Consider the following 21,974-nt stretch of genomic DNA (forward strand, 5'->3'; position numbering starts at 1 on the left):
CGGATAAGGTCGATAGGTGTCCACCAACAATTCCGCTTCAGAACCAGGCGGTCACCAACAACCCAAACTCGCCACCGTCTGGCCGGGAAACCCATATCCGCTCGGGGCGTCCTACGACGGCGCCGGGACCAACTTCTCCCTGTTCTCCGAAATCGCCGAGAAGGTCGAGCTGTGCCTGATCGACCACGGGGGCGGCGAATCGCGGATTCCGCTGGAGGAGGTGGACGGATACGTCTGGCACGCCTATCTGCCCAACATCAACCCGGGCCAGCGCTACGGGTTTCGCGTCTACGGCCCCTTCGACCCGGCGGCGGGTCACCGGTGCGACCCCAGCAAGCTGTTGCTCGACCCGTACGGCAAGGCTTTTCACGGCGATTTCGCGTTCGGCCAGGCGCTGTTCTCCTACGACCTGAAGGCCTACCGGGAAAGGGACCCCGACGGACCCAACGCCGACGGCGCCGACCCGGGAACTCCCCCCATGGTCGACTCGCTGGGCCACACCATGACCAGCGTGGTGAGCAACCCGTTCTTCGACTGGGGATCCGACCGAGCCCCGCTGACCCCGTACCACGAAACCGTCATCTACGAGGCGCATGTCAAGGGCATGACGCAGAACCACCCCAGCGTCCCGGAGGAGCTGCGGGGCACCTACGCCGGCCTGGCCCACCCGGCGATCATCGACCACCTCAAGTCGCTCAACGTCACCGCCATCGAACTGATGCCGGTGCACCAGTTCATGCACGACTCGCGACTGCTCGACCTGGGATTGCGAAACTACTGGGGCTACAACACGTTCGGGTTCTTCGCCCCGCACAACCAATACGCCGCCAACCGCAACTCCAGCGTCGCCGAGTTCAAGTCCATGGTGCGCAGCTTCCACGAGGCGGGCATCGAGGTGATCCTCGACGTGGTCTACAACCACACCGCCGAGGGCAATCACCTGGGCCCGACCATCAATTTCCGGGGCATCGACAACGCCGCGTACTACCGGCTCGTCGACGGCGACCTGCGGCTGTACAAGGACTACACCGGCACCGGTAACAGCCTCAACCCGCGCCACCCGCACGTGCTGCAGCTGATCATGGACTCGCTGCGCTACTGGGTGACCGAGATGCACGTCGACGGATTCCGCTTCGACCTGGCCGCCACGCTGGCCCGCGAACTGCACGACGTCGACCGGTTGAGCGCGTTCTTCGATCTAGTGCAGCAGGATCCGATCGTCAGCCAGGTCAAACTGATCGCCGAGCCGTGGGACGTCGGCGAGGGCGGCTATCAAGTCGGAAACTTCCCGGGTTTGTGGACCGAGTGGAACGGGAAGTATCGCGATACTGTGCGCGATTACTGGCGGGGTGAGCCCGCAACCCTGGGTGAGTTCGCCTCCCGGCTGACCGGGTCGTCGGACCTGTACGAGGCGACCGGCCGGCGCCCCAGCGCCAGCATCAACTTCGTCACGGCGCACGACGGCTTCACGCTCAATGACCTGGTGTCCTACAACGAAAAGCACAACATGGCCAACGGCGAGGACAACCGGGACGGCGAAAGCCACAACCGCTCGTGGAACTGTGGCGTCGAGGGCCCCACCGACGACCCCGACATCACCGAGCTGCGCTACCGACAGATGCGCAACTTCTGGGCGACGCTGATGGTCAGCCAGGGCACGCCGATGATCGCCCACGGCGACGAGCTCGGGCGTACCCAGAACGGCAACAACAACGTTTACTGCCAGGACTCCGAATTGTCTTGGATGGATTGGTCTTTGGTCGACAAGAACTCCGACCTGCTGGCGTTCGTGCGCAAGGTGACCGCCCTTCGCAAGCAGCACCCGGTGTTTCGCCGGCGCCGGTTCTTCGAGGGCGAGCCGATCCGCAGCGGCGACGAGGTGCGTGACATCGCCTGGCTGAATCCGAGCAGCCGCGAGATGACGCACGAGGATTGGGGCGAGAGCTTTCACAAGTGCGTGGCCGTCTTCCTCAACGGTGACGCCATCACCGCGCCGAACGCCCGCGGGGAGCGGGTGGTCGACGACTCATTCCTGTTGTGCTTCAACGCCGGCGACGATCCGGTGGAGTTCTCGATGCCGCCCGACGACTATGCGCAGGAGTGGACGGTGGAACTGGACACCAACGAACCGACGGGCAGCAAAGAGGGTCCCGACCAGGTGGTGACCGCCGAGGAGAAGGTGTCGTTGCCCTCACGCTCGTTGCTCATCTTGCGTAAGACTCTGTGACGCATGGATTTACCCATCCTGTCCACCTATCGGCTGCAGCTGCGTGGTGAGTCGAGCGGGTCCGCGTTCACCTTCGCCGACGCGGAAGACCTGCTGGACTACCTGGACGACCTCGGGGTGACGCACCTGTACCTGTCCCCGATCATGACCGCGACCACCGGGTCGAGCCACGGCTACGACGTCACCGACCCCACGACGGTGTCCCCCGAGCTCGGCGGCCGTGACGGCCTGGCGCGGCTGTCGGCGGCGGCGCGGGCGCGTGGCCTGGGACTGGTCGTCGACATCGTGCCCAACCACGTCGGAATCGACCAGCCCCGGCAGAACCCCTGGTGGTGGGACGTCCTGCGGAACGGCCGTTCTTCGCCCTACGCAACGTTTTTCGACATCGACTGGGACCTCGACCAGGATGGCCGCATCGTGCTGCCGGTGCTGGGCTCCGACGAGGACGCCGCCGACCTGACCGTCGACGGGGACGTGCTGCGCCTGGGCGATCTGGCGCTGCCGATCGCGCCCGGCACCGCCGGCGGCACCGGTGCCGAGGTGCACGATCGCCAGCACTACCGCCTGGTGGGCTGGCGCAACGGCGTGTGCGGCTACCGCCGGTTCTTCTCGATCACCTCGCTGGCGGGGCTGCGCCAGGAAGACCGCGCGGTCTTCGACGCCACGCACGCCGAAGTCGGGCGGTGGTTCGCCGAGGGGCTCGTCGACGGTGTGCGCATCGATCACCCCGACGGCCTATCCGATCCGTGCGGCTACCTGGCGTGGTTACGCGAATTGGTCGGCCCCTCGGCCTGGATCGTGATCGAGAAGATCCTGGCGGTCGACGAGGCGCTCGAGCCCACCCTGCCGGTCGGCGGCACCACCGGTTACGACGTGCTGCGTGAGGTCGGCGGCGTCTTCGTGGATCCGCAGGGCGTCCCGGCGCTGACCGCGCTGGTGGAGTCCTCCGGCGTGGACTACCGGGCGTTGCCGGACATGCTGGCCGACCTCAAGATCCGTTCGGCCACCGACACGTTGGGCAGCGAGCTGTCCCGGCTGCGCCGCAGCATCGCTGCCGCCGCCGGCGCCGACCACCCGCAGCTGCCCGCGGCGGTGGCGGCGTTGCTCACCCACCTCGGCGTCTACCGCAGCGACTACCCCGGCCTGGTCGCGCTGTTGCCCACCGCACTGGCCGAAACCGAGGCGGCCGCACCGGAATTGGGCCCGGCGCTGCAGGTGCTGGCCGCGGCGCTGGCCCGCGGCGGCGAGCCGGCCACCCGGCTACAGCAGCTGTGCGGGGCCGTCACCGCAAAGTCGGTCGAGGACTGCCTGTTCTATCGCGACGCCCGGTTGGTATCGCTGAACGAGGTGGGCGGCGAACCGCACCGCTTCGGGGTCGGCGCGGCCGAGTTCCATCACAGCGCCGCCAGCCGCGCCCGGTTGTGGCCGCAGGCCATGACGACGCTGACCACCCACGACACCAAACGCGGAGAGGACGTGCGCGCCCGGATCGGGGTGCTGTCGCAGGTGCCGTCGCTGTGGGCCGAGTTCGTCGCCCGCTGGGAGACCCGCGCCCCCTCCCCCGACCCGGCGACCGGACAGTTCCTGTGGCAGAACATCTTCGGCGTGTGGCCGGTCAGCGGGCAGGTCACCCGCGAGCTGCGCGACCGGCTGCACGGCTACGCCGAGAAGGCCATCCGGGAAGCGGCCTGGCACACCTCGTGGAACGAACCCGACACCGACTTCGAGGACGCGATCCACCGCTGGCTGGACACGGTGCTCGACGGCCCGGTGGCCGGGCAACTGACCGAGCTTGTCGCGCAACTCAATCCGCACGCCGCCAGTGACGCGCTCGGGCAGAAGCTGCTGGCGCTGACCGTGCCGGGGATTCCGGACGTCTATCAGGGCACCGAGCTGTGGGACGACAGCCTGGTCGATCCGGACAATCGCCGCCCGGTCGATTACGCGGCCCGGCGCGCCGCCCTGCACGAGTTGCAGCACCCGAAGATCCGGGTGGTCACCACCGCGCTGCGCGTGCGCCGCGCCCACCCGGACAGCTTTTTGCGGGGCGACTACGTCCCGGTGCTGGCCGACGGCGACGCCGCCGACCACGTGGTGGCCTTCCGCCGGGGCTCAAATGGCGGAGACATCGTGGTCGCGGTGACCCGCTGGACGGTGCGGCTGGCCGAAAGCGGCTGGGGCAACACCGTGTTGCCGCTGCCCGACGGCACCTGGAAAGACGCGCTCACCGGGGCGGTCGCGGACGGACCGACCTCGGCGGCCCAGTTGTTCGCCGACCTGCCGGTCGTGCTGCTGGAGCGGCACCATGACTGACTTCCGGGTGTGGGCGCCCAAACCCGAACGGGTCCGGCTCGACGTCGAGGGCCAGGTGCACCCCATGACGCGCTCGCGGGACGGCTGGTGGCATGCGAGCGTGGACACCACCCCGGACGCCCGCTACGGATACCTGCTCGACGACGACCCCACCGTGCTGCCCGACCCGCGCTCCGCGCGCCAGCCCGAGGGCGTGCACGCCCGCTCCCAGCTGTGGGACCCGGCCGGCGCGACGTGGACCGACACCGGGTGGGCCGGCCGGTCGGTCGAAGGCGCGGTGATCTACGAGCTGCACCTGGGGACGTTCACCGGTGCCGGGACCCTCGACGCCGCCATCGACAAGCTGGACTATCTGGTGGACCTCGGCGTGGACTTCGTCGAGCTGATGCCGGTGAATTCCTTTGCCGGCAGCCACGGTTGGGGATACGACGGGGTGTTGTGGTACAGCGTGCACGAGCCCTATGGCGGCCCCGACGCGCTGGTGCGCTTCGTCGACGCCTGCCACGCGAAGGGGCTGGGCGTGCTGATCGACGCGGTGTTCAACCACCTGGGCCCGTCGGGCAACTACCTGCCGCGGTTCGGCCCCTACCTGTCCTCGGCGAGCAACCCGTGGGGCGAGGGCATCAACATCGCCGACGCCGACTCCGACGAGGTCCGCCGCTACATCATCGGCTGCGCGTTGCGCTGGATGCGCGATTTTCATGCCGACGGTCTGCGGCTGGACGCCGTCCACGCACTGGTGGACACCACCGCCATCCATATCCTCGAAGAACTTGCCACCGAAACCGACTGGCTGGCACAGCAGTTGGGGCGCCCGTTGTCGCTGATCGCCGAGAGCGACCTGAACGACCCGCGGCTGATCACCCCGCGCGATCGCGGCGGCTACGGTCTGACCGCGCAATGGGCCGACGACGTTCATCACGCCATCCACACCGCGGTGTCCGGCGAGCGTCAGGGCTACTACGGCGACTTCGGCAGCCTGGCCACCCTGGCGCACACGTTGCGCCAGGGCTTCTTTCACGCCGCGACCTATTCGTCGTTCCGGCGTCGCCGCCACGGCCGCCCGCTGGACACCGGAGCCATTCCGGCGACCCGCCTGGTCGCCTACACCTGCACCCACGATCAGGTCGGCAACCGCGCCCTGGGGGATCGCCCCTCACAGAACCTGACCGGCGGCCAGCTGGCCATCAAGGCGGCCCTGGCGCTCGGATCCCCCTACACCGCAATGCTTTTCATGGGTGAGGAATACGCGGCGTCCACGCCGTTCCAGTTCTTCAGCTCCCATCCCGAACCGGAGCTGGCCAGGGCCACCGCCGAGGGACGCAAGGCCGAGTTCGCCGAGCACGGCTGGGACGCCGACGAGATCCCCGACCCGCAGGACCCCGAGACGTTCGCGCGCTCCAAGCTGAACTGGGACGAGGTCGACACCGGCGAACACGCCCGCCTGCGCCGGCTGTATCGCGACCTGATCGCGTTGCGGCGCACCGACCCCGACCTCGCCGATCCCTGGCTCGAGCACCTCGCGGTCGACTACGACGAGGACCAGGGCTGGATCGCCGTATCGCGCGGGCGGCTGCGCATCGTGTGCAACCTGGGCGCCGAGCCCGTGCGGGTGCCGGTCGGCGGCGACGTGGTGCTGGCCTGGGAGGAGCCGGCCGTCGACGCCGACGGCGCTGTGCTGCAAGGCCATTCGTTCGCCATCCTCGCCGCACCCGCGCGGGCTGTGGATAACTGAGTGGCGGCCGCGGGGCGTCGACCCCGATGATGCGGCCATGAATCATTCTGAATTCGGTCACAAACTGCGGCGGATCTGCTCGCACAATCCGACCCGCCGCGGCCTGAACACCCGGCGCACCGTGCGCCGCGACGCGCCGCCCAACCCCACCATCGAGCTGTTATGGACCGGCCCCGGCCCGGGTGACGACGAGACCGCTTGACCTGCGGCTACACGATGGGCCGGCCGTCGGGGCGCACCGCTTGGGCGACCGCGTCGGCGAGTGGATCGATCTCGTCGGGCGCCAGGTCCGAGATCGTCAGCCGGATCCCCGCCGGCGTCCGCATGCGGAATCGGGCGCCCGGCGCCGCCGCCCAGCCCGCGCCGAGCAGCCGTGAGATCGCGACCGCCTCGTCGGGAACCGGCACCCACACGTTGAGCCCGGACCGTCCGTGCGCGTCGAGACCGCGGCCGGCCAGGGCGTCGCACAGCCGCGACCGGCGGTCGGCGTAGTGCCGCTCGGCGTCGGCGACCAGCTCGGCTGCCGCGCCGTCGGACCACAGCCCGACGGCCAGCCGTTGCAACAGGTGGCTGACCCAGCCCGGCCCGAGCCGCAGGCGGCCATGTACGCGCTCGACGGTCCGGTGGTCACCGGCCAGCACGGCCACGCGCAGGTCCGGGCCGTAGGCCTTGGACGCCGAGCGGACGAACGCCCAGTGGGCGGTGCAGCCGGCCAGGGTGCGCAGCGGTACGCCGGCGATGCCCGCGCAGTGATCGTCCTCGACCACCAGCAGGCCCTCGGCGCGGTGGGCCAACACCTCACGCAGGCCCTCGGCGCGTTGCGCCGATAGCGCGGCACCCGTCGGGTTCTGCGCGCGGTTGGTCAGCACCAGCGCGCGCACCCCGCGCCCGAGGGCCCGGGCCAGGTCGGCGGTCAACGGCCCGTCGTCGTCCACGCGCACCGGCTCGGCCGAAAGCCCCAGGGCGGCAAGAAGATCGAGCAGGTTCGCCCACCCCGGATCCTCGATGGCGACCCGGTCGCCGGGGCGCAGATGCGCGGTGAGCGCGCGCTCGATGCCGTCCAGCGCGCCGCTGGTCACCGCCAGGTGTTCGGCGGGCACCCCGTCTGCGGTCAGCGCGTGGCGGGCGAACTCCTCCAGCGCCGGCGAGATCGCCGGCCCGCCGTAGAGCACGGGCGCGGCGGGCGCCGGTGCGGGCGGGGCGGCGCCCGCGATGGGCAGCAGGTGCGGGTTCGGGTTGCCGGTCGACAGGTCGCGCACGCCCGCGGGCACCTCGAGCCCGAGCAGCGAACGCGGGCTGGTCGCCGGCCGGTGCCGCACCCGGGTGCCCCGGCGGCCGGCGGTTTCGACGGCGCCGCGATCGCGCAGCAGGCGGTAGGCCGCGGCGGCGGTGTTGGCGTTCACGCCGAGCTGCGTGGCCAGCTCGCGGACGGGCGGCAGCGCGTCGCCGGGGGTCAGGGAGCCGGCCGAGATCGCCGCTTCGATGCTCGCGGCTATGGAATCCGCGCCGGTTCCGGTTATGCTGTTTTGTACTGGCACGCATTACATTATGTACTAGGACAAATCAATGGGCAATTCCGCGGACACCGCATACCCGCCGACCTCACGCACCACCCCGACCCGCTACCGGGAACGCGCCCGCTACGACCGTCGCACCGTCCACGACATCCTCGACGAGGCGCTGGTCTGCCATCTGGGATACCTGAGCGCCGGCCGCCCGGTGGTCCTGCCGACCACGCACGCCCGGCTGGACGAGACGCTCTATTTGCACGGTTCGACCGGCAGCGGCCCGCTCCTGGCGGCGCGGGCGGCCGAGGCAGCGGGTTCGGGCCTGCCGGTGTGCGTCACCGTCACCCTGGTCGACGGGCTGGTGCTGGCGCGCTCGGCGATGCACCACTCGGTGAACTTCCGCTCGGTGGTCGCGGTGGGTGAGGCGCGCGTGGTCGACGACCCGGCGGAGAAGTCGCGGGCGCTGGGCTGCCTGCTCGACCACATCGCGCCCGGGCGCGCCGCCGACTGCCGGGCCCCCGACGCCCGCGAGCTCGCCGCGACCGGGGTGCTCGCGCTCGACCTCGCCGAGGTGTCGGCCAAGGTGCGCGGCGGTCCCCCGGCCGACGACCCGCAGGACCTCCCGCTGCCCCACTGGGCCGGCGTGGTGCCGCTGACCCTGACGGCCGGGACGCCGGTGCCGGCCGCCGACCTCGATCCCGCCATTCCCGCGCCGCCATACCTCGGCCGGCGCCGAGGCTGAGCTCACGCCCCCGGTTGCCGGTCGCGGGCCCGTCGGGTGTTGTCCCACCAGGTGCCGACGACCATGACCGCGCCCGCCCAGGCCATGCCCAGCAGCCAGCCCGCGAGCACGTCGCTGAGGTAATGGACGCCCAGGTAGACGCGCGAGAATCCGATCAGGAACCCCGCGCCGATCGTGACGGCCCACACCGTCACGCGCCCGGTCCACCCCCGGATCAGCCAGCGGGTCAATATCCACGCGGAGATGACCATGATCGCCGCCGTGCCGGTGGCGTGTCCGGAGGGAAACGAGTACCCGTCCGCGTCGACGAGGGCGAACGGCAGGGCCGGGCGATTCCGCCCCACCAAGGCCTTGGCGGTGAAGAGCATCAACGGGACCCCGGCGCCGCACGCCAGGGCGAGCACCACCGGGCGCCACGACCCGCAGCGCCAACCGGCCACCATGGCAATCGGCAGGGCGAACGCGGCCAGGAACAGGGGGCCGCCCGCGACGGTGATCGTCCGCAGGACGGTGGTCAGCCACAGGTCACGATGGGTCGCAAGCCACCGGGTCACCGGGTGGTCGATCACGGCGATGCCGTCGCCCTCCAGCACGTCGTCGAGCACTTCGGTGAAGCCGACCGCCAGCGTCACGACCACGGCCAGCCCGAGCAGCAGCGCCACGGCGGCGACCTCGCTGATCGGCAGCCGGCCGGCCAGCGCCCGCCAGCGGTCGCTGATCCGCTCGCGCGCCCACGCCAGGGTCTCGCCGATCACGGCGACGCCCGACACCCTCTCCCGCAGGCCCCGCAGCAGGCGCCCGCGCCGGGCGACCCAGATGGCCGCCCACGCGAGCAGCACGAGCAAGGCGATGGTGGCGGCGCTGACCACCCCGAATCCGGGGGTCCCGGGTCCATACGGCTCGTGCATGTAACGCGGCCCGACGGCTAGAGCAGCAGGTAGCGGTAGGCGGGCGACCCGGGTTTCAGGGTTTCGACGTGCAGCTCCGTCGCGCGCATCCTCGACAGCAGGCCGTCGAGGTCGGCCGAGGATCCCAACTGGATGCCCACGAGCGCCTCGCCGGTCTCCCGGTTGTTGCGCTTGACGTACTCGAAGAGCGTGATGTCGTCGTTGGGTCCGAGCACCTCGTCGAGGAACCGGCGCAGGGCGCCGGGCTCCTGCGGGAAGTCGACCAGGAAGTAGTGCTTGAGGCCGAGGTGGACCAGCGAACGCTCCAGCACTTCGCCGTAGCGCGAGACGTCGTTGTTGCCGCCCGAAATCAGGCACACCACCGTCGAGCCGGGCTCGATATCGGCATCCAGCAATCCCGTCACCGACAGGGCGCCCGCGGGTTCGGCGATGATGCCCTCGTTCTGGTAGAGGTCGAGCATCGTGGTGCACACCGCTCCCTCGTCGACCGCGGTGATCGACACCATGTCGCCGGCGGCCGCCAGCGCGGCGTAGGTCAGGTCGCCGGCGCGGCGCACCGCGGCGCCGTCGACGAACTGGTCGACGTGATCCAGGGTCACCGGCTCGCCGGCGGACAGGGCGGCCATCATCGCCGCGGCGCCGGCCGGTTCGACGCCGAGGACCGACGTGTTCTCGGTCCGCTCGGCGAGGTAGCTGGTGATGCCGGCGATGCAGCCGCCGCCGCCCACCGGGACCACCACCAGGTCCGGCTCGGTCTCCAGTTGGTCGAGCAGTTCGACGGCGATGGTGCCCTGGCCCGCCATGGTGCGCGGGTCGTCGTAGGGCGGGACCAGGGTGGCGCCGGTGCTTTCCACGTCGGCCAGCGCGGCCTCGGCGGCAAGGTCGTAGGTCGTTCCACCGACGATCAGCTCGATGAAGTCCCCGCCGTGGTAGCGGATGCGGTCACGCTTTTGCATGGGCGTCTTGGCGGGCACGTAGACGCGGCCGTGCACCTGCAACATCCGGCACGCGTAGGCGAAGCCCTGGGCGTGGTTGCCCGCCGACGAACACACCACGCCCGCGGCCAGCTCCGTCTCGGAGAGCTGAACCAGCAGGTTGTAGGCGCCCCGCAGTTTGTAGGAGCGCACGATCTGCAGGTCCTCGCGCTTGAGGTAGACCCGCGCGCCGGTGATGGCCGACAACCGGTCGCTGAACTGCAACGGGGTCGGCGTCACGACGGCCGCGATCCGCTTGGCCGCGGTGTCGATGTCCGCCGCGGTCAGCGGCGCGACGCTCGGAGGGCGGCTCAATTCAGCGGACACTGATTAATGGTGCCATGCCAGCTGGCCAACTCCGGAATTCAGCCGACCGGGGTCAGCACGAACACCGGGATCTGGCGGTCGGTCTTGGTCTGATACTCGGCGTACTCCGGCCAGGCCTCGACGGCCCGCTCCCACCAGACGGCCTTCTCGTCACCGAACACCTCGCGGGCGTCGTAGTCGCGGGTGACGGAGCCGTCCTGCAACTCCACCCGGGGGTTCTTCTTGATGTTGTGGTACCAGACCGGGTTTTTCGGCGCTCCGCCGAGCGAGGCGACGACGGCGTACTGGCCGTCGTGCTCGACCCGCATCAGCGGGGTCTTGCGGAGTTTGCCGGTCTTGGCGCCGACCGTGGTCAGCAGGATGATCGGCTTGCCCTTCATGTCGGCAGCCTCGGCGCCCCCCGACGCGGCGTACTTGTCGGCTTGCTCGCGAGACCAGTCCCAGGGCGACGGCTCGTACTCTCCAGAAAGCGGCATGCCACCAACTTTAAGCGCGGCGCCCGGTCTGCGGTGACTGAGTTCGCCACAGGGGCCGCACCGGCCCCACGGGTCACGGCTCGACGGACATAGTGCTAATGCCCACCTCCGAGCGACAACGGCCGGTTCTCATTGTTCGTGGCACATGGCGATCTCTACCTTGCTCCCCCTCGTGGCGCTGCGGCCGTCACGCGACGCGGTCAAGCACACCAAGACGCAAACCATCGAGGCTGTGAACCGCGGCGCGCCCAGCCACACTCAAAACATGGGCTTCGCGCTCGAGGTCCCAGATCTATGACCGCCCAGCCTGATTCGCCAAATACGATCAGCGGCCGCCCGACGGCTGCGCTGCCGAAGGCCAGCCACGCGGTTGGCTTATCCGTGCGGCGAGCGGTTTCACCCCTCAGTGGCCGCGGGTGACTAGCAGATGACGGCCGGGCCGCCGGTGAGGGGGCAGTAGGGAGGTACGCAGCTCACCGAGGTAGTTGAGACCGCGAACGCGAGCAACAGCGCAAACAAGACCCTCGTAACCTTGTTCATAACTAGAAAGTGTAGGTCCGGCCAGGACCCCCAGGTTGGTTACGGCTCGTCCACACCGCTGTCGCTGGGAGGCGGGCAATCGCGCTAGTCCCGGTGCTCGGGTTCGTGCGCGGCGAAGGGACGCAGGCGGCGCTTCGTCTGGTGGTCGTCGGCCCCGGACTCGCCGTCGGCGTGGCGGCCCCGGGTGTAGTCGCCCTGCCACGGCACCCGCTCGCCGGGGGCGCCGTCGGCCGTCTCCTGCTCGCGTCCCAGCGCGCCGCGTGAGCCCAGGAAGAACTCGTGCTTGCGATGCAGTTCCTCGTCGGACTCGATGGGCCGAAGTTCGGGGGCGAACTCCTCCAGTTCGGCGCGGCGCTGCGGGACGATCATGCAGATCGGCTCGTCGACCTCGAAGCGCACCGGCATGAACTCGCGGGTGAATTTCCAGTTCATGCTGAAACTCGAACTGGACCAATCGGTTTCGACGACGCCTTCCAACGCGGAGATGGCGTCCTTGGGATGGTTCGCCGGACCCCGCACCAACAGGTTGTAGCCCGGCGGGGTGCGAAACAGCATCGGCAGATGCCAGGTCAAGATGCCGTAGCCGAAGTGGCTGGAGGGCAGGAACTGGCCGCTCTCGCGGGTGTCGGGCGCGATCATCAGGCTGGTGCGGTCGTCCCCGCCCATCCACGTCGCCGTGAATGCGTTGCGGTTGCGCACCTCCCAGCCGCTCTGATTGGCGATCAGCATCGGCAGGCACCGGTGGGGCCAGCCCTGACGCATCTCCGACATCCACGCGCGACCGATCGGCGCGGGGGTGATCTGCGGCGCGATCTCATGGGTGATGTACCCGATTAGCGGGCGGGCCTGCCCGGTCGACTCGTCACTCATCAGATCCTCGCTTCACCGATAGGGCCAACGCACTATCGCGACCAAACGTTAATGGTCCGTGAACCCGTGCGCCCGGTGGACGAGTGATCAGCAGGTCCTGGCCAGCTCCGCGATGGCGTTGACGCGCCGGACCGCGGTGGCGATCTCGTCGGCGAACTCACGCCGGCGTCGGGCGATGTCCGGCCCGTCGACGCCGTCGACCAACTCGCGATGCCGGGCCAGTCGCAGCGCCGTCTTGAACAACTCCATCGACCGCGACTCGGCGCTGGCGATCCTGCGCTGCAACTCCCATTGCTTGCCCACCTCGAGGCACTCGGCGAGAAACGCGTCCTCGTTGAACGATTCGTCGTCGTAGGCGGCGAGCCGGTCGGCGACGATGTGGTACGCGTCGAGGAACGGGCGCAGCACGAGGTGCGCCAGCAGGACGTCGGCCTTCTCCAGCAGGCCGCGTACGTCGGCCGCGTGGGCGGCCTTGCGGGTGTCGTCCACCCGTCCGATCAGGCGCACCTCGTCGGTGAGCTCCTTCTCGAACTGCGCGCGCGCCGAGAACAGGAACTCGAACTTCAGCAACTCGCGCAGGCGCAGCGCCTCATCGCGCACGGCCGTCGGCTGTACCAGGCCCTCGACCGAGGCCTCGGCGTCTTCGACGGCGGCCAGCAGCGCCGTCTCGGCGATCGCGCGGTCGACCACGATGTGAATGGCGGCGTTGCGGTAGAACGCGGCGACCAGGTGCTGCTCCGCCCCGATGCCCCAGACCGGTTCTGTGCCGGCGTCATACACGCTGACGACGCCGGAGGCGACCAGCTGGTGCAGGGTCCAGCGGATGGTGGAGCGATTCGTCAGGTCGGCGGCGCCGGCCACCGTCCAGTTGCGCGCCGCGATGTAGCTCGCCAGCGGCCGCACGGTGGCCAGCACCTCGCTGATCGACAGCGAGCGGTCGGCGCCCAGCAGCGCGAGGCTCACCACCGCGGTCGGGGTGACGGGCGTGGCGCGGTTGATCCGGTGCTCGACGTCCAGCGCGATGCGTTCGATCTCGGTGCTGGCGCCGGACTCTGATGTTTTTTGCAAGGCGCGCAGCTCCTCGAGGCGCTTGCGCAGCGGCAGCGGTTCACCGAAGTCGAGGTAGGCGCGGCCCAGCCGCTCACCCTGCTGGCGCGCCAGCCGGATCAGGAAGCGGAAGTCTTCCGGCCGCTTCGTCGCGCCGTAGGCCTCGGTGGTCATGGCCTCCACCTCGTGCAGCTGGTCGTACACGATCGACGTCGGCACCAAATACACTTCGGGACCGTCGATTTCGTCGACCGCGTCGGCGATGTACCGCAAGATCCCGAACACCGGGGGCCGCAGTTTGCCCGTCCTGGTTCGGCCGCCTTCGATGGACCACGTCATGTTGGCGTGGTCTTGCACCAGCTGCGCGGCGTACGCCCGCAAGACGAAGCGGTAGACGGGAATGTCTTTCGTCTGACGCCGGATGAAGATCGTCCCGGTTCGCTTGGCCCAGGCGCCCATCGGGAAGAAGTTCAGGTTGGCGCCGCCGAACGTGAGCGCCGGCGAGAGCCGGTTGGCCTGGATCACCTCGGGCAGCAGCAGCCCGTCCAGATACGAGCGATGCGAAAAGGCAAACGCCAGAGTGGCTTTGCGATCCAGCCTGCGCAGCTGGGCGATCTGGTCCTCGTCGACCAGCACGTCGTAGGCCCGCATCAGCCAGCAACTGAAGCTGCGCCAGGCCCGCACCGCCCGATCGTCCAGCGAGGGCGCCATCTCCCGCAGGTAGGACGCGGCCTCGGCGCGCACGGCGGAAGGGTCGCGGCCGAGGTCGTCGGCCAGCTTGCTCAGCCGCTCGTCATACCATGGCGCGCGCAGCAATCGGGCGACCTCGGCCGGGTCGGTCGCCAGGGGCGTCGTCGACTCCTCGATGAGGCCGGTGCGCTGCAACAGCTTTCGCGCTCCGACGCGACCGATCTCACGGGCGGTGCCCGCCGGCCCGCCGATCATGCCGGCTGCACCGTTGCGGCGCCGGAGGGCTCGTACACCTCGGGCGGCGGGTCGAGCGCGTAGAGCTCTTCGATCTCCTCGGCGTACTTGGCCATGATCGGCTTGCGCTTGAGTTTCATCGTCAGCGTGATCTCGTCGCCGCCGGGCTCCCACAGCGTCGGCAGGATGCGGAAGCGTTTGATCTGTTCCACCCGCGAGAGTTTCGCGTTGCCGGCGGCCACCCCGGCGGCGATCTGGGCGACGACCTCCGGGTCGGCCGCCAGCGCGGCGGGCGACGCGTCGGACAGCCCGCGTTGGGCGGCATAGGGGCCGACCGAGTCGGCGTCGAAAACCATGAGCGCGGTGTTGTAGGGCCGTCCGTCGCCGATGGTGATCATCACCCCGACCATCGGGCACGCGGCCAGGATGGAGTTCTCAATGTTGGCCGGCGACATGTTCTTTCCGGCCGCATTGATGATCAGCTCCTTCTTCCGGTCAACCACCCGCAGGTAGCCCTGCGCGTCGGCCTCGAGGATGTCGCCGGTGTGCAGCCACCCGTCGGCGTCGATCGCCTCGGCCGTCTTCTCCGGCTCCTTGCGGTAGCCCTTCATCACCAGCGGGCCGCGCACCAGAAACTCGCCGTCGTCGGCGATCTTGCCCTCGAGCCCGGGGAGCAGCTTGCCGACGGAGCCCAGGCGCGCCTCGCGGGGGTGGCTGACGGTGGCGACGCAGCTCAGCTCCGACATCCCCCAGACCTCGGCGATCGGAATGCCGATGCCGGCGAAGAAGGCCAGCGTCTCCTTGGGGATGGGCGCCGCCCCGGAGACCGCCCAACGCAGGTCGCCGAAGCCGAGGCGCTCGCGCAGCTTCGACAGCACCAGCTCGTCGGCCGTGGCCCATTCGGCGGCCAGGTCATCCGGCATCGGCTCTGAGGCCACCAGTGCGGCGGCGCGCTTGGCGGCCACCGACATCGCCCACTGCAACGCCTGCCGGGTGGCCTCGTCCGCCTCGTTGGCGATCGCGAATTCGATTCCCGCCTTGAGCTTTTCCCAGACCCGGGGCACCGCTCCCCACACGGTGGGCCGCGCGTCGGGCAGCGCGGCGGCGATGGCGCGTGGGTCGGAGACCACCGTCACCTGGGCGCCGAACACCTCCAGGCTGTACAGGCCCATCACCCTGTCCGCGATGTGCGCCGTGGGCAGAAACGACGTGACGCGGTCGGCGTACCGGCTGGGCAGCACGGCGTCGAAGGCATACATCTCGAAAAGCAGGTTGGCGTGGGTCATCTCCACGCCCTTGGGGTTTCCGGTGGTCCCGGAGGTGTAGATGAGCGTGGCGACGTCGCCGGGTTGCACTGCCCGCCAGGTGGATTCGAAGTCGAAATCCTCCTGCGCGGCGGCATACAGGTCATCCACGGAGAGGGTGCCGGGCGGCGAGCCGTCGATGCAGACGATGTGCTCGATGGGTGCGCCGCTGGCGCGGATGCGGTCCACGTAGTGCGCCTCGCAGATGGCGACCTTGGTGCCGGCGTTGTCGAACAGATACGTCAGCTGCTCGGCCGGCAGCGTGCTGTACACCGAAAACGATGTGGCGCCGAGGTGTTGGGCGCCGATTTCGAAGGGGTAGAACTCGATCCGGTTGGCCATCATCAGCGACACCGTGTCGCCCCGCCGTACCCCCAGGCCCGCCAGCCCGGCGGCGACCTTGCGCACCTGGGTCGCGAGCTCTCGCCACGTCAACGTCTGAGTGTCGCCGGGCGTGCGGAGCGCGACGGCATTCGGGTCGATCGCGGCGGTGCGCTGGAACGCCTCGCACAGGGTGGCCGCACGCTTGGCAGTCGTCATTTCCGTAGCGTACGTCGGTGGTCAGCGAGCACGGAATACATTGATCGAATTCTTCGGTGCGGCAACGACGCCGATCGGGTCACCTAGTACGTTGGCGATTATGCGGTCCGAACCGGGTTTTGACGTACACGATCTTTCCCCACTTGAGCAGACCGCGTTGCTGACCCAGTACGCGCGAGCGCTCGACAGCCGTTGGCCACGGCCCATCCTGGGCGACACGCTCGCCGACGAGACCGTCCGAAAAATCGACTACGACTTCGGCGCGCTCGGCATCCCCAGGAGCGTGGTGTGCCAGTCGGCCCTGCGCGCCAAGATGCTCGACGACCGGGTCCGGGGTTTCACTGCCGTCCACCCCGATGCGGTCGTGGTGGACCTCGGCGCCGGTTTGGACACGGGCCTGTTTCGAGTCGCCCCGCCCGCCACGGTGGACTGGTACAGCGTCGACCTGCCGGGTGTCATCGCGTTGCGCGACCGGCTGCTGCCGACGAGCCGGCAAGCCCACTCGGTCGTCGCATCGGTGGCCGACGAGAGCTGGCCCCAGACCATCCCCAGCGATCGGCCGACCATGGTGATCGCGGACGGGCTGTTCGCGTTTTTGTCCGAGGCGGTGATCGTCGGCGTCTTCCGTCGCATCACCGAGCACTTCAAATCCGGGGAGCTGGCCTTCAACGACTACGGGCACATCGGTTGGTTCAGCCGGCTTGCGGTCAGGCTGGCCCGACAGCAGATGTTCAGCCAGGTTGGTGCGCAGTGGGGCTATTCGGGCTTCAAAGACGCGCGGGTGCCGCAGACGTGGAATCCGCGGTTGAGGTTGGTCGAAGAATCCAGCCTGGCGCACGCTCCGGAGGTCGAGTTGTTTCCGGGCTGGATTCGGTTGGCTACCAAGATGTCCGGAAAGTTCAAGGCGTCTGTCCGTAAAGCGCGGATACTCCGTTACCGGTTCGAGCCGGCTCAGGCCGGCGGTGCGGTGTGAATGCCGCACGTACAGTCGTCAATTGACGGACACGTGCAGCGCATCCCCCACTCGATGACCGCGCGGGCGCGGGCCAGCGATTCCAGCTGGGCGTCGATCTCGGCGAGTTTCGCCTCGGCGAGGGCGCGGCTGGCCGGCCGTCCGGGCGCGTCGTCGGCGAACAGCAGCTGGATCTCGTCGAGCGAGAACCCCGCGGACTTGCACAGCGCGATCACCTCGAGCCGGGACAGAATCGAGTCGTCGTAGCGACGCTGGCCGCCCCGCCGCGTCGGCTCGGGCACCAGGCCGATCTGCTCGTAGTAGCGCAGCGTCGTCGCGGCGACCCCGGTTTGGCGGGATATCTCCCCGATGGTGCGGCCACCGGCCATGGCGCCTCCCGAACGATTCGATGCTTGACTTAGAGCCAACTCTAAGTCCTTGACTGTGGTTATGGCTATCCCCTCACGCCCCTCACGAGCGGAACTGGACGGATCCCGCTACGCCCTGCTCCGCTCCTTTCGCCGCGACGGCACCGCCGTCGACACCCCGATCTGGTTCGCGTTCGACGGCGACGGGTTGGTGTTCCGAACGAAGGTGGGCCCCAAGACCCGGCGGCTGGCCGCGCGCGGCGACGTCGAACTGGTGGCCTGCGATTACCGGGGCCGGGTGCGTCCGGGTGATCGGGCGCCGTGGGTGCCCGGCCGCGCCACGGTCCTGTCTGGCGCCGACGCCGAGCGGGCGAACCGCGTGCTGCACCGCCGTTATGGCTGGCAGTGGAACATCGTGCCGCTGCTCAAGGTGCCGGGCGTGACCAACGTGCACCGGGATCTGTGTCTGCGTGAGAAGGTGCGGCGCGCCCGGGACCGCGGGGTGTGGCCGGACAGCGTCATCGTGCGGGTGCAGCTCGCCTGAGCGTTTGCGAGCGTGCGCCCAGCTTCACACTCGTCGGCGAGTGCGCGGCCGGCTGCACACTCGGCGCCGCTAGCCGCCCAGGCAGCCCGGGCCGAGCAGCTCCTTGAGGTCACCCATCAACGCCGGCGACGGCGTCACCCGAAGCGAGGCATCGAGTTCCAGGGTGGTGATCCGGTCCCCACTGATCAGCCGCAGATGCACCTGCGAGGTCCCCGGGTGCCGGGCCAGCACCTGCTTGAGCGCGCTGACCTTGTCGATGGTGCACTGCCGCGTCGGCAGGCTGACGGCGATCGGCCGGTTCACCTGGGCGCTGGAAAAGTCCGGTACCACAAGTTCGTTGGCGATCAGGCTGATCCGGTCGTCGCGGATGGCCACCTTGGCGTTGATCAGCACGACGGTGTCATCGGCGATGTCGGCGCCATAGGTGGAATACGCGTGCGGGAAGAACATCACCTCGATGCCACCGGTGAGGTCCTCCAATTGCGCTGACGCCCAAGGCATCCCGTTCTTGTTGACGCGCCGGTTGACCGACGCGAGGATGCCGCCGACGCGCACCTGGGTCTCGTTGGGCACGTCGCCGTCGAGGATGGCCGGGATCTGGGTGTCCACCTGCGCGGCGAGCAGGTGCGCCACCCCGTTGAGCGGATGCCCGGACACGTAGAGGCCCAGCATCTCCCGCTCCAGCGCGAGCTTGTGCTTGTCCTCCCACTCGTCGTCGGGCACCTTGATGGTGAACACCGCTTCGGTGCACCCGTCGTCGCCGCCGAACAGGTCGAACTGGCCGATCGCCTCGGCCTTCTTGGTGCCCAGCACCGAATCGACCGCGTCGGTGTGCACCAGGAACAAGCCCTTGCGGGCGTGACCGAGCGAGTCGAACGCGCCGGCCTTGATCAGCGACTCGGTGACCTTCTTGTTGCAGGCGGCGATGTCGATCTTGTTCAGGTAGTCCGAGAAGTCGGTGAACTTGCCCTTGCCGTTGCGGGTGCTGATCAGCGAACCCACCACGTTGGCGCCGACGTTGCGCACCGCACCCAGCCCGAAACGGATGTCCGTTCCGACCGAGGCGAAGTTCACCAGCGATTCGTTGACGTCGGGCGGCAACACCGTGATGCCCAGCTTGCGGCAGTCGGCCAGGTAGACGGCGGCCTTGTCCTTGTCGTCACCCACCGAGGTCAGCAGCCCGGCCATGTACTCGGCCGGATAGTTGGCCTTCAGGTAGGCGGTCCAGTACGAGACCAGGCCATAGCCGGCCGCGTGTGATTTGTTGAACGCGTACCCGGCGAACGGAAGGATGGTGTCCCACAACGCCTTCACCGCTTTTTCGGAGAAGCCGTTGGCGGTCATGCCCTCGTAGAAGCCCTTGTACTCGGCCTCGAGCACCTCGAGCTTTTTCTTGCCCATGGCCTTGCGCAGCGCGTCGGCCTTGCCCATCGTGTAGGAGGCGACCTTCTGGGCGATGAACATGATCTGCTCTTGGTAGACGATCAAACCGTAAGTCTCGGAGAGGATTTCGCGCAGCGGCTCCTCGAGCTCCGGGTGAATCGGCTTGATCGGCTGGCGGCCGTTCTTGCGGTCGGCGTAGTCGGTGTGGGCGTTCATGCCCATCGGGCCGGGGCGGTACAGCGCCAGCACCGCGACGATGTCGTTGAACTCGGTGGGCTGCATGCGGCGCAGCAGGTCGCGCATCGGCCCGCCGTCGAGCTGGAACACGCCCAGGGTGTCGCCGCGGCCCAGCAGCTCGTAGGTGGGTCCGTCGTCCAGCGGGACGGATTCCAGGTCGAGGTCAATTCCCCTGTTGGCCTTGATGTTATCCAGGGCGTCGCCGATGATCGTCAGGTTGCGCAGGCCCAGGAAGTCCATCTTCAGCAGGCCGATGGCCTCACACGACGGGTAGTCCCAGCCGGTGATGATGGCGCCGTCCTGCGGCCGCTTCCACAGCGGAATGGCCTCGGTCAGCGGCTCGCTGCTCATGATCACCGCGCACGCGTGCACCCCGGCGTTGCGGATCAGGCCTTCCAGGCCGCGCGCGGTCTGGTAGATGGTGCGGACGTCGGGGTCGGTTTCGATCAGGCCGCGGACCTCGGCGGCCTCCTTGTACCGCTCGTGGGCGGGATCGGTGATCCCCGACAGCGGGATGTCCTTGGCCATGATCGGCGGCGGCAGCGCCTTGGTGATCCGGTCGGCGATGGCGAAGCCGGGCTGGCCGTAGTGGATGCGTGCCGAGTCCTTCAGGGCCGCTTTGGTTTTGATGGTGCCGAAGGTGATGACCTGGGCGACGCGGTCGGAGCCCCACTTGTCGGCGGCGTAGCGCACCATTTCGCCCCGACGGCGGTCGTCGAAGTCGATGTCGATGTCGGGCGCGGACGGGCGTTCCGGGTTGAGGAACCGCTCGAACAGCAGGCCGTGCGGGATGGGATCGATGTTGGTGATGCCCAGCGCGTAGGCCACCAGCGAGCCCGCCGCCGAACCGCGCCCCGGCCCCACCCGGATGTCGACCGACCGGGCGTAGTTGATCAGGTCGGCGACGATCAAAAAGTACGACGGGAAACCCTTGTCGCAGATGACCTTGATCTCGTACTCGGCCCGGTCGATGTAGTCCTGGCCGACGCCGGACGGGAAGCGGCGCGCCAGCCCCGCCATCACCTCGTGGTGTAGCCAGCTCGCCTGGTCGTGCCCCTCGGGCACCGGGAAGATCGGCATCCGGTCGCGCGGCGCCCAGACCTCGTCGTAGGGCTGCACCCGCTCGGCGATCAACAGGGTGGAGTCGCAGGCGCCGGGGACCTCGTCGTCCCAGATGCGGCGCATCTCGGCGGCCGACTTCAGGTAGTAGCCGTCGCCGTCGAACTTGAACCGGTTGGGGTCCGAGAGCGTCTTGCCGGTCTGCACGCACAACAGCGCCTCGTGGTTGTGGGCGGCGTCGCGGGTGACGTAGTGGCAGTCGTTGGTGGCCAGCGGCGGAATGCCCAGCTTGCGGCCGATCTCGAGCAGCCCGTCGCGGACCCGCTGCTCGATGGACAGCCCGTGGTCCATCAGCTCGAGGAAGTAGTTGTCGGCGCCGAAGATCTCGCGCCACTTGGCCGCCGACTCCAGCGCCTCGCGGTCGTGACCCAGGCGCAGCCGGGTCTGCACCTCCCCCGAGGGGCAGCCCGTGGTGGCGATGATGCCCTCGGCGTGTTCGGCGATGATCTCGGCGTCCATCCGCGACCACTTGCCGAGCTGGCCCTCGAACGACGCCAGCGAGGACAGCTTGAACAGGTTGCGCAGGCCGGTGGGCGTCTCGGCCACCATCGTCATGTGCGTGTAGGAGCCGCTGCCCGAGACGTCGTCGGACTTCTGGCCGGGGTCACCCCACAGGATCCGCCGGGTGTCGAACCGCGACGCGGGCGCGATGTAGGCCTCGACGCCGATGATCGGCTTGATCCCGGCCTTGGTCGCCGCGTTGTAGAACTCGCTGGCGCCGAACATGTTTCCGTGGTCGGTCATCCCGACCGCGGGCATTTGCAGCCGGTCCACCTCGGCGAGCATCGGCGCGATCTTCGCGGCACCGTCCAACATCGAGTACTCGGTGTGGTTATGCAGGTGCACGAAGGACGAGTGGTTCATAGGGACGCCAGTCTATGACCGCGGACCGACACGAGTTGGGCGTGTCGCCGCGTGTGTCACGGATGATTTCGG

The 21,974-nt window shown here is 69.0% G+C and carries 16 protein-coding genes; 7 read left to right on the forward strand and 9 right to left on the reverse strand.

The features are described from left to right. The first annotated feature begins 16 nt into the window (after window positions 1-16). The 4 genes from glgX to OCQ_RS26820 are packed head-to-tail and all read left to right on the forward strand — an operon-like array spanning window position 17 to window position 6,477. Window positions 17-2,227, forward strand: coding sequence for a glycogen debranching protein GlgX (glgX, locus tag OCQ_RS15190; RefSeq protein WP_014385138.1), 2,211 nt, complete (start codon window positions 17-19; stop codon window positions 2,225-2,227). Window positions 2,228-2,230: 3 nt separating this feature from the next. Further along, window positions 2,231-4,540, forward strand: a complete 2,310-nt coding sequence (gene treY, locus OCQ_RS15195; protein WP_014385139.1) for a malto-oligosyltrehalose synthase — start codon at window positions 2,231-2,233, stop codon at window positions 4,538-4,540. Further along, window positions 4,533-6,275, forward strand: coding sequence for a malto-oligosyltrehalose trehalohydrolase (gene treZ, locus OCQ_RS15200; protein ID WP_014385140.1), 1,743 nt, complete (start codon window positions 4,533-4,535; stop codon window positions 6,273-6,275). Before treY ends, treZ begins: the two co-directional genes overlap by 8 nt. A gap of 37 nt (window positions 6,276-6,312) precedes the next feature. Further along, complete coding sequence (locus OCQ_RS26820) at window positions 6,313-6,477, forward strand: hypothetical protein (protein ID WP_009954057.1); 165 nt, start codon at window positions 6,313-6,315, stop codon at window positions 6,475-6,477. A gap of 7 nt (window positions 6,478-6,484) precedes the next feature. Here OCQ_RS26820 and OCQ_RS15205 read toward each other — a convergent pair whose 3' ends face one another. Then, window positions 6,485-7,813 (reverse strand): aminotransferase class I/II-fold pyridoxal phosphate-dependent enzyme, encoded by a 1,329-nt coding sequence (locus tag OCQ_RS15205; RefSeq protein ID WP_014385141.1) that lies wholly within the window; start codon window positions 7,811-7,813, stop codon window positions 6,485-6,487. Between the two features lie 28 nt (window positions 7,814-7,841). Between OCQ_RS15205 and OCQ_RS15210 the strand changes: the two genes are divergently transcribed. Further along, window positions 7,842-8,525 (forward strand): pyridoxamine 5'-phosphate oxidase family protein, encoded by a 684-nt coding sequence (locus OCQ_RS15210; RefSeq protein ID WP_009955522.1) that lies wholly within the window; start codon window positions 7,842-7,844, stop codon window positions 8,523-8,525. Window positions 8,526-8,527: 2 nt separating this feature from the next. On the opposite strand, the gene OCQ_RS15215 is transcribed toward OCQ_RS15210, so the two are convergent. The 6 genes from OCQ_RS15215 to fadD11 form a co-directional block, all read right to left on the reverse strand. Beyond that, the gene (locus OCQ_RS15215; RefSeq protein WP_043955017.1) at window positions 8,528-9,433 is read right to left on the reverse strand and encodes a phosphatase PAP2 family protein; all 906 of its coding nucleotides are present in this window, start codon (window positions 9,431-9,433) and stop codon (window positions 8,528-8,530) included. Between the two features lie 17 nt (window positions 9,434-9,450). After that, entirely contained in the window at window positions 9,451-10,734 is a 1,284-nt protein-coding gene (gene ilvA, locus OCQ_RS15220; RefSeq protein ID WP_008257839.1) for a threonine ammonia-lyase, read from the reverse strand. Between the two features lie 38 nt (window positions 10,735-10,772). Continuing rightward, the gene (locus OCQ_RS15225; protein WP_036459140.1) at window positions 10,773-11,210 is read right to left on the reverse strand and encodes a nitroreductase family deazaflavin-dependent oxidoreductase; all 438 of its coding nucleotides are present in this window, start codon (window positions 11,208-11,210) and stop codon (window positions 10,773-10,775) included. A gap of 624 nt (window positions 11,211-11,834) precedes the next feature. After that, a complete protein-coding gene (locus OCQ_RS15230; protein ID WP_014385143.1) occupies window positions 11,835-12,620 on the reverse strand; it encodes a DUF6065 family protein in 786 nt (261 codons plus the stop codon). 87 nt (window positions 12,621-12,707) lie between these two features. After that, on the reverse strand, window positions 12,708-14,612 hold the full coding sequence (locus tag OCQ_RS15235) for a lysophospholipid acyltransferase (protein WP_014385144.1): 1,905 nt from the start codon (window positions 14,610-14,612) through the stop codon (window positions 12,708-12,710). Beyond that, a complete protein-coding gene (gene fadD11, locus OCQ_RS15240) occupies window positions 14,609-16,435 on the reverse strand; it encodes a fatty acid--CoA ligase FadD11 (protein ID WP_014385145.1) in 1,827 nt (608 codons plus the stop codon). The genes OCQ_RS15235 and fadD11 overlap by 4 nt, the downstream gene beginning before the upstream one ends. 100 nt (window positions 16,436-16,535) lie before the next feature. On the opposite strand from fadD11, the gene OCQ_RS15245 reads away from it, so the two are divergent. Then, window positions 16,536-17,408, forward strand: coding sequence for a class I SAM-dependent methyltransferase (locus OCQ_RS15245; protein WP_041785045.1), 873 nt, complete (start codon window positions 16,536-16,538; stop codon window positions 17,406-17,408). On the opposite strand, the gene OCQ_RS15250 is transcribed toward OCQ_RS15245, so the two are convergent. After that, a complete protein-coding gene (locus tag OCQ_RS15250) occupies window positions 17,387-17,776 on the reverse strand; it encodes a helix-turn-helix domain-containing protein (RefSeq protein ID WP_008257853.1) in 390 nt (129 codons plus the stop codon). The genes OCQ_RS15245 and OCQ_RS15250 overlap by 22 nt on opposite strands. Before the next feature lie 61 nt (window positions 17,777-17,837). Here OCQ_RS15250 and OCQ_RS15255 point away from each other — a divergent pair, with 61 nt between their 5' ends. Next, entirely contained in the window at window positions 17,838-18,299 is a 462-nt protein-coding gene (locus OCQ_RS15255; RefSeq protein WP_008257855.1) for a PPOX class F420-dependent oxidoreductase, read from the forward strand. Between the two features lie 69 nt (window positions 18,300-18,368). Here the strand turns inward: OCQ_RS15255 and dnaE are convergent, their stop codons facing one another. After that, on the reverse strand, window positions 18,369-21,902 hold the full coding sequence (dnaE, locus tag OCQ_RS15260) for a DNA polymerase III subunit alpha (RefSeq protein WP_014385147.1): 3,534 nt from the start codon (window positions 21,900-21,902) through the stop codon (window positions 18,369-18,371). Window positions 21,903-21,974: the final 72 nt, after the last annotated feature.

The organism is Mycobacterium paraintracellulare (assembly GCF_000276825.1).
GTDB classification, from domain to species: domain Bacteria; phylum Actinomycetota; class Actinomycetes; order Mycobacteriales; family Mycobacteriaceae; genus Mycobacterium; species Mycobacterium intracellulare.

What these genes read in the sequence shown, in the direction of transcription:
- dnaE (WP_014385147.1), bottom strand. Translation starts at nt 21,902, where the DNA reads ATGAACCACTCGTCCTTCGTGCACCTGCATAACCACACCGAGTACTCG.
- OCQ_RS15225 (WP_036459140.1), bottom strand. Translation starts at nt 11,210, where the DNA reads ATGCCGCTTTCTGGAGAGTACGAGCCGTCGCCCTGGGACTGGTCTCGC.
- treY (WP_014385139.1), top strand. Translation starts at nt 2,231, where the DNA reads ATGGATTTACCCATCCTGTCCACCTATCGGCTGCAGCTGCGTGGTGAG.
- OCQ_RS15215 (WP_043955017.1), bottom strand. Translation starts at nt 9,433, where the DNA reads ATGCACGAGCCGTATGGACCCGGGACCCCCGGATTCGGGGTGGTCAGC.
- fadD11 (WP_014385145.1), bottom strand. Translation starts at nt 16,435, where the DNA reads ATGACGACTGCCAAGCGTGCGGCCACCCTGTGCGAGGCGTTCCAGCGC.
- OCQ_RS26820 (WP_009954057.1), top strand. Translation starts at nt 6,313, where the DNA reads ATGAATCATTCTGAATTCGGTCACAAACTGCGGCGGATCTGCTCGCAC.
- OCQ_RS15210 (WP_009955522.1), top strand. Translation starts at nt 7,842, where the DNA reads ATGGGCAATTCCGCGGACACCGCATACCCGCCGACCTCACGCACCACC.
- OCQ_RS15250 (WP_008257853.1), bottom strand. Translation starts at nt 17,776, where the DNA reads ATGGCCGGTGGCCGCACCATCGGGGAGATATCCCGCCAAACCGGGGTC.
- OCQ_RS15245 (WP_041785045.1), top strand. Translation starts at nt 16,536, where the DNA reads ATGCGGTCCGAACCGGGTTTTGACGTACACGATCTTTCCCCACTTGAG.
- OCQ_RS15255 (WP_008257855.1), top strand. Translation starts at nt 17,838, where the DNA reads ATGGCTATCCCCTCACGCCCCTCACGAGCGGAACTGGACGGATCCCGC.
- OCQ_RS15235 (WP_014385144.1), bottom strand. Translation starts at nt 14,612, where the DNA reads ATGATCGGCGGGCCGGCGGGCACCGCCCGTGAGATCGGTCGCGTCGGA.
- OCQ_RS15230 (WP_014385143.1), bottom strand. Translation starts at nt 12,620, where the DNA reads ATGAGTGACGAGTCGACCGGGCAGGCCCGCCCGCTAATCGGGTACATC.
- treZ (WP_014385140.1), top strand. Translation starts at nt 4,533, where the DNA reads ATGACTGACTTCCGGGTGTGGGCGCCCAAACCCGAACGGGTCCGGCTC.